An 8413-nucleotide genomic window follows, 5' to 3' on the forward strand; every position below is an offset into this window, starting at 1 on the left:
AAAATAAAAAAAACCACGCGATACGTGGCTATATTTTGAGTTTAATTTTTTTAATCCGGTAATTTAAATGAAATCGGAATGGTGTACCGAACATTAACCGCCTCATTACCTTGTTTTCCGGGTTTCATTTTAGGCAGTTTTCCAATCACTCTCAATGCTTCCTTTTCAAGATCGGGATTATTAGCATTGCGAACCATCATTGGTTTTACAGATGTTACATTTCCTCCACTATCAATAATAAATTCAACCAAGATTCTCCCTTCAACATCATTATTTTGAGCTTTTGCAGGATATTTTAAGTTTTGAAGTAAAAACTTTTTCATTTGTTCATTGAAACACGCATCTTTTGCAGCTCCTTTTAAACCTTGACAAGCAAAAAAAGTTGGTTTCTCTTCGATGGCATCTTTTTCATACACTTCAGGTTTTGCGGGTGTTTCAATAGTGGGAGAAGTATTTACAACATGAACAGTAGCTATTGGACTCAAAATATCAGCCGGTGTGGTTAATTTTGTATCGTCAACCGGGTCGGGTTTTGTGTCTTCAATAGGTTTAAAAGTCAAAACAGGCTGAATGATTTTTGGTCTAATGATTTGAACTACCGGTTTTGATTCAACTCTGAATTTATCAGTCATGGGTTCTTCTGTAATATCTACAACTTGGGGACAACCAACCACCTCATTTTCATTGTCGGGTAGTTTCAATTCAATAAATAGGTAAGCTAAAAACAAACTTGCAACTAATCCGATTTGAAAATAAATCACACTGTTACTGCTTCGATTGGCATTTTTTTCAAAGTTTTTCATGATCTAAAGATTTTATGGTTATACTGAAACCAACCAAACTTTATGCCAAAAAAAAGACCAACAAAATGTTGGTCTTCAGTTTATTAAATGATAAATCTACTTAATCTAATTTGAAGGTAATTGGAATGCTGAACGGCACACGTACTGCCTTTCCTCTTTGTTTACCTGGTGTTAACTTTGGAATTTTGTTAATGATTCTTGCGGCTTCTTTTTCAAGTGCCGGATAAGGACCTCTCATGTTTGCAATTGTAATAGAACCATCTTTTTCAATTACAAAACTCACATACACTTTTCCTTGCTGATTTGCTTCCATTGCAGCCTCCGGATAAGAGAAATTCTTTTTAATATGTTGCTGAATCTTTTCATTAAAACAATCTCTTCTTTTATCTTTTGGAACGCTTTCACATCCTGGAAACAAAGGTACATCTTCAATAATTGCAAAAGGTACATCTATCTCAATTTCTTCGTCCACTACAGCAATTTTCTCAGCCTTAACGACTTCTTGTTGCTGGTTGGTTTCGGTAGATTCTATGACTACTTCTTTGATATCTTTTTTATCTTCCACAATTTTAATAACCTCCGGTGCTGGCGGTGGCGGTGGCGGTGGCGGTGGTGGTGGAACATTTAATTGATTAGTTACCGGAACTTCTTCATCCAGGAAACTATCGTCAATTTTTTTCTCTAAACCCGATAGGTCTTTCTCATACGTTTTCAGTTCAATTGCTGCATATGACAACACAAACATTGCCATTAAACCTAGACTGAAATAAAGAAAGCTATTTCTTTTTGGGTCAACATTTGGATTCTTTTTTGGTTCCATATATTTATTTTTAGAAATGCTAAATTAATTATTTTGTGTAAAACTAATGAAATTATTTTAAAAAATATTCTAATCTGAAAATTTAAATGCAAACAAAACGCCTACTAAACTTCCCAAAGAATTTGCTACAATATCACTCCATTCAAATTGCCTGCTCTCTGTAAATTCTTTCTGCATAATCTCAATAATTATACCAAACAAAATGCAACTAATTAAACAGACAATCAATTTTGCTTTTTTTGAATAGCCGGAAGGAATAAACCTCGAAAAAAATAGCAAAAATGTTAAAACAAAGTACAAAAACAAGTGAACATATTTGTCGCCATTCTCAACTTTAACCTGACTTATACTCGGAAAAGAAGCCAGACTAATAAAGACAATAAACGAAATCCACCCAATAAACAAAAGGGTAACCGTAGTTCTTTTAAGCTCCAATTAATGCTTTGTATGCGTCGCTGTCTAATAATTCTGCAACTTCAGCAGGATTAGAAAACTTAATTTTCACCATCCATCCGTCTCCGTAAGGATCGGTATTTACTTTCTCAGGATCTGTTTCGAGTGTCTCATTGAACTCAATTATTTCACCTGTTAAGGGTAAAAATAAATCTGAAACTGTTTTAACCGCTTCTACTGTTCCAAAAACCTCTTCTTTGTCAAGTGTTTGATCTAATGTCTCCACTTCAACATAAACAATATCTCCTAATTCTTTTTGTGCAAAATCTGTAATTCCGACTGTTGCCAAATCACCATCGATGCTCACCCATTCGTGATCTTTGGTATATTTTAAATTTGATGGTATATTCATTTTATAATTTGTTTCAGCAAATGTAATTTTTACTACGCTAATTTTAAAATCTTTTTTAAACTATTTAATTTAATTTCCAAAATTGTAACGGATAGTAAATCCGGAACGGATATTTGTCATCGGGAAGGATGTAGAAATTACCGCCTGCGTAAACATATGGTCATAATAAAATATGACCGAAAGATTCTTGCTAAACGCATAATCTGCGGTTAATTTTAATGACCATAAATTTTGACCATTTGCTAATTGGTTGTTGTCGTAATCTAAATAGCGTACAATTGTTTTGGAATCACGCAAGGAAAAATCGGCCCTGATATTAATATCACTTTTAATAACACCGGTAGGATTATCGGCTAAAGCCGAATTGAAAACAACATCTTTAATGCGGTAACCTAATCCGACAATATATTCTTTACCGGTCATTTCTGTTAGCAAATTATTGTCAAAACTCATGGATAACGCACGGTCTTGTTTCATCTCAGCCAATATTTTAATCGAATTATTCATGGTCATATCAAATCGTATCAGCGGATTAAATTGCTCGACCAAATTTATATTGGAAACGATGGTTTCTGCAAAGTAATTTCCGCTTACCGGATCTAGGCCGTTCGGATTTTGAGTATAATTAAAATTAGATCTAAATGCATTGATTGTATAGGAGGAACGATAACCATGCATTAATGAAAAACTTCTGAAGTTATCTTTAAAAAACTTGTAACGCATTAAACCAGTATACTTAATAGTCCAATTGGGTAAGGGTGTGTTTCTGAATGGTGAAAGTGAAACATTGTCTACATCATTTCCTGTATAAGCCGACAAAAAGGCCGGGATTAAAACTTGCTGACTGTTTTTTCCATAACCAATAGGATACCCTTCTGCATCAAGATTTGTAGGGTCAGTTATATCGATGCCTCTTTGAGTGGCAAGTCTGTTGGCTACTGCTAAACGATTTTCTCTAAAATCATCAAATGTACTGGAAACCACTTCATTACTAACATTAAAAGCTGTGCCAATCATAACGGTTGATATTGAGAAATTCCCGAAAGTATAGGGAGATCTTGAATTATAAAAATCTCCTGTTACATCATACTGCTCAGAGAAATTTTCCAAATACATTCGGTCGGCAATTAAGTCAATAGTTAAATCGGGAAATGGATCAATTTTGGCACTTAGATTCAATTGTTCGGTAGTAATCTCTGAATAGTTCTGGTTAAAATCCGGATAAGAAGTCAGCCATCCGTTTTTAGCTGCTTCATAACGCACATCATCTTGAAGCCCCATCACAAATTCTAACGAAGGTCTGGACGACCCAAAAAACCCAATAGTTGGTAAATATCCGGGTAAAATTATTCCGCTGTTGTAGGTGTAATTTGCTTGAATGTTCTTAATACTTGTGGCCACGCCTATCAAGCCGTCCATAAAAACACCTCGCTGAGCCGCTTGTGGCTGTTTGTTACTTACCACTTTTTCACCTGGTTTTGGCGGAGCCGCTTGAACTGGCTTTGCAGGTTTTTTAGGCCCTTTAGTCAGACCTATATATTTATAAAAAGAGTCCATATTCAAAGTAGCATTCAAATTATGAGCTCCTGCATTTTGAACCGTATTTCCTAAATTATAAGTAAGTCCATCTTGTGAAGTAATTGAAGATAATGCTAAAGAGGATTGACGCCAATTATAACTACCTGTATAAGTATAGGTTGATTTTAAGAAGCTTAAAAACGGAAGTTTATTCAGCGGAATATCATAATTTACGATGATTTGCTGGTTATGTTGATTAGCGGTTCCCACATTAAAGTAATCGTCCCAAATTCCTCCTCCCACAGAAATTGGAGTGCCATCCGGATTCAAAAACTCTCGATTGATATTACTGGTCGTAACATTATAATTGACGCGTAAAGCTTTGGATAAATTATAATTAAAACCATAATTGTAATTAAATAAATAATTTCTTCTGTATAATGGGTCAAAACCAATACCTGCTACATCAACCTGTCTAAACTGTTGCTTATTGAATTGTCTGTTAATATTGGTGCTGAAATTAATTGAGCTTGGCAAATAATTCAGATTGAAATCACTTAATAATTTCCAATATTGTGATTTAGACATTGTTTTGTTCTTCTTAAATGGCTCATATGCTTTTGGTTGAAGAGAAAAAGCATAATCAATAGTAGAATTTGTTTGTCGATCATCAAAAGATTCAATTTCAAAATCATTATGCTCTACTATATTATAGGATTGCGACAAAGTAAAGTTTTCTATGTCATAAACTCTAGGCTTTTGTTCTGGTCCACGTTCTTTTTTTACACCAATTAAATTGATGCTTCTTCTTTTTGTGTAATCAACGGCTCGGTTTGAAATATTATCTCTTTGTGCCTCGTCTGTAGTAACATCTAACAACTGTTGCAGACGAATATCTTGATAAAACGGGTCGTATTCGGGTGTTATTAATTGTTCTCCAATTGCGTAATTAAAAGGAACAGTCATGTTCCATTTTGGTGGCAGCAACTTTCCTAAACTAACATTGGTTACAATATCATATTGCTTCATATCTTCTCTACTGCGATCATTGGGCCCTTGTTCAAGAGAACCAAATCCGATGGTATTCATTCTTCCAACAGCAGACAGCGTAATAAAATCGGCCATATTTGCATCTACGTTTACAACCGCAGCCATGCCGCCTTTGTTATCCATTTCGGATACTCGTAATTCGTTGAACCAAACTTCACCTCTAATATCTCGGGTATTTAAAACATTATTCGGATCTTTTGTCCCATTTTTCAACCCTAACATCAGGTTTCTAACCAATCCGAAATCAGGGTTTCCTTTAATCCCCAATCGCAATTTTGCTGTTTCTTTATTAGCTGCCGATGGGTCCAAATCAACTTCATCAATAAAACTAATCCCCAATGCGTCAACAGGAGGTGCTGTACCATTGATTGAAAGAATTTTTAATTTGGTTAATAAATCTAGAGCAAGTTCCATTTCATTTTCTATCGGCCAAACTTGTTCAGAAGTTTGATTGGTTCCATAAGGGGTGACTTTTAAGGGCACTTCAATTTGATAAAAATTAGAAGTAAAATCATTTCCAAAACGAATAAACGCGATCATTTCATCGTCTTGCAATGCTCCATTTTCTGGAATCGCAATAGGCCCTGAATTTACAGCCGGCAATTGCTCTGCATGCAAAAACATTCGTATTTTTTTAAACTGTCTAAAATCTAATTCAACATTTTTGAATACCGCTCTCGAATCTTCAGGTTCTAAACCACCTGGTCCGGGGTTACTTGCCGATTTTTTTGATACGCGTAAGGCCAGCGATTGCTCATTTTGGTTTATAACAGTGTTCTGATTGAATAATTGTTCTCTAAGTACCCCTGGAGGTAAAACATAATTAATTGGCGATTTATCTGCATTTTCTAAAATATTAACCGCCAAAACATCAAATGCCGTGTCATCATCATTATTTATATCGGTAGTTTCATTTGGGTCTAATGTACCGTCGTAACGTCGCCATTCGCCTCGAAGTAATTCTAAAACCCCAAAGCGAACAGTCAGTTCTTCGCTAAAATTAGTCATAAACATTCGCATAAATCGAATCGAACGAAAATCTGAAATATTACCTATAACATTTTCCGGTTCCACCACAGGAATCTTAAATTGAATCCAACGGGCATCAGTAGTTTGATTACCGGGTCCCGGAACTTCAGCTACAGTTGTTCGGATATCAGTGATATAGTTTTCACCCACTTGCATATTTGGTCTAATATCAATACTGTATTCATAATAAGCATTGATGGTATTCATCGTATTATCTCTGTTGATATCCTCAACATCAGGCAAGGTTGTATTCCCTCTATTATTGTCTGTTACCGTTACAGGCGAGTTTTTCTGAAGTCCGTTATATTCTTTGTATTTTTCAAGTACATCACCTGTTGAATTTAAATAAAACTGATAATTATCTGCCGATGGATCTGCTAAACCTGCAAATAAAGGATATAATTGTGCCTCCTCATCATCATTTAAACCGTCTAATCCAATGTCTTGAAATTCTCTATTGCCACCATTCGTATCAAAAGCATAAATTAACGATTGCGAAGCCGGCACCTTCCCCCAAATGGTAGTAATTGTAGGTTCAGAAGAACCGTTACCAGGCATTCCATTTTCATACATTTTTCGTCCGTCTTTCAATACGTCTTCAGAAATTTCCCCCAAATTAAAGTAGATTTTACCTTGATTACTTGGATTAATAGCTCCTGCTCCAACATAGGGATCTAAAACCCATAATTGAATGTATTCAACATTTCCTTGCTCAAAATTAGTTGAAGCAATGGAACGCATCAAACCTCCAAAATTACTTGGTGCATTAGGCAAAAGATTGGTTCCTGCAGCCGCAGGGTTAAAATTGTAAGGCCCCCGTTCCGAAGGATAATAGGTTAAGTCCAACGTATTAATTACACTCGTTTGTCCGGCTACGATATCTGTGGCAGGAAATAATTCATTGATAAATACCCGTCTGGTTCTATTTGTTGCCAAATCAGCATCGCTAATGTCATTTGGTCGCTGACTCGTGTAAAATATCGGGTCAATTGTATACCATGCAATTTTTGCACGTCGGTATCCATAATCTAAATCTGCCGAACTTTGAAAAAAATCATAAGGACTATCTGAATTTCGCTCCGGAACACTTGAAAGTGTCCAAGCAAATGGTGATTTCATATCGATAGTTGTTTGCGATCCCTCAAAATCATCTACATATAAAGTTGTTTCGCCGTTAAAATTATCGGCATTAGGACTATCCGGTTTTAAATAGGCAATTTCCCCTCGTATCGAAACATTTGAAGGAACATCGGTATTCATTGTTGGAATCTTATTTGCCCAACGGGTCAAAGCAGGTACCTCAGTTGAATAATTAGTGTACATTCCAAAAATGGTATTGTTCACAGATTCCTGCCCAAAGGATGATTTCTGTGTAAAAGGTCTTTCAGTCAATCGAAGAACCGTTCCTCCTACTTCAAATTTTTCCGAGAATCGGTGCTCTAAATTAAAACCGAAGAAACGACGGGTTTGCTGACCAAAAATTGCGTTATTCTCTACTGAAATTTCTATCGGAACACCCGATGCTTCAATTGATGGATCTAAAATTCGAACTCTACCAAACTGGTAATTGACCACATAATCGATCCCTTCAATTAATACTCTTCCTCCCGCGGTCACAACAACAGATCCTTGGGGTATATTAAATCCACCAATGGGAATTCCATCGCCACCGGTTCCTTTGTATCGTCCTCTTAATTGAAACTTGTTTTTTTCAGCATCCTGCAAAGCTCCGGCTTGAGTGCTGGCGTACATGGTTCTAAAAACATACTTACTTTGATTATCATTATAAGTGGCAGGCACATCATAATCTTCAGTACCCGTGCCAAGTTTTGAAAACAAGTGCTCTCCAAAAGGCTCAACCGTGGTAAAAATTAATCGCCCGTTTTGGGTATCAACTGTTAATCCCGGAACAAAATCGAAGAATCCATCACCGCCTTGCTGTGGATCATTATTATAATTCAATCGATCCACATTAAATACATTTAAAAGTGGTGTTTCTGCTACGTCAGCCGGAAGTGTTTGTCCGGGTGCCGGTGTAATATAATTTAAAGGGGAAGGGTCAGTGTAAAGAATGTTAAATCGAAAATCTTCCTGACTTAGCTGATAACCACCCTGAATTTGATAAATATTTTTCATCATCAAATTCCAAACAGGCTGACTTACATTCGTTAAATTGCTTTTTAGCATTTTTAAAATGATGGCTTGAGTTGTTGGTACTCCTTGACCATCAACCACTGTAGATTCTAAACCGTCATTTCCAAATTCACCCACTTGATATACGGCATCACCTATGGTAAATTCGAAAGCAACAGCTAAAACTTCATCATTAGCCAAACGCTGTTGTAAGGATAAATAGCCCAATTGCGTATTGTATGTATACTCATTTGG

The 8413-nt window shown here is 36.0% G+C and carries 5 protein-coding genes; all 5 read right to left on the minus strand.

Going from position 1 to position 8413, the window contains the following annotated elements; genetic code table 11:
- Positions 1 to 50: 50 nt before the first annotated feature.
- Positions 51 to 803: an energy transducer TonB gene (locus ACIQ2S_RS01315; protein ID WP_396172266.1), complete on the minus strand. Its 753-nt coding sequence runs from the start codon at positions 801 to 803 to the stop codon at positions 51 to 53.
- A gap of 100 nt (positions 804 to 903) precedes the next feature.
- Positions 904 to 1623 carry an energy transducer TonB gene (locus ACIQ2S_RS01320; RefSeq protein WP_396172267.1) on the minus strand — a complete coding sequence of 240 codons (720 nt, stop codon included), beginning with the start codon at positions 1621 to 1623 and terminating at the stop codon, positions 904 to 906.
- A 69-nt stretch (positions 1624 to 1692) separates the two neighbouring features.
- Positions 1693 to 2058, minus strand: a complete 366-nt coding sequence (locus tag ACIQ2S_RS01325) for a VanZ family protein (RefSeq protein ID WP_396172268.1) — start codon at positions 2056 to 2058, stop codon at positions 1693 to 1695.
- A complete protein-coding gene (gcvH, locus tag ACIQ2S_RS01330) occupies positions 2048 to 2428 on the minus strand; it encodes a glycine cleavage system protein GcvH (RefSeq protein WP_396172270.1) in 381 nt (126 codons plus the stop codon). The genes ACIQ2S_RS01325 and gcvH overlap by 11 nt, the downstream gene beginning before the upstream one ends.
- Positions 2429 to 2497: 69 nt before the next feature.
- The coding region (sprA, locus tag ACIQ2S_RS01335) for a cell surface protein SprA (RefSeq protein WP_396172271.1) at positions 2498 to 8413 on the minus strand (5916 nt) is incomplete at its 5' end.

Origin of the sequence: Flavobacterium sp. (assembly GCF_044371705.1) — a bacterium.
In the GTDB taxonomy this organism is placed as follows: domain Bacteria; phylum Bacteroidota; class Bacteroidia; order Flavobacteriales; family Flavobacteriaceae; genus Flavobacterium.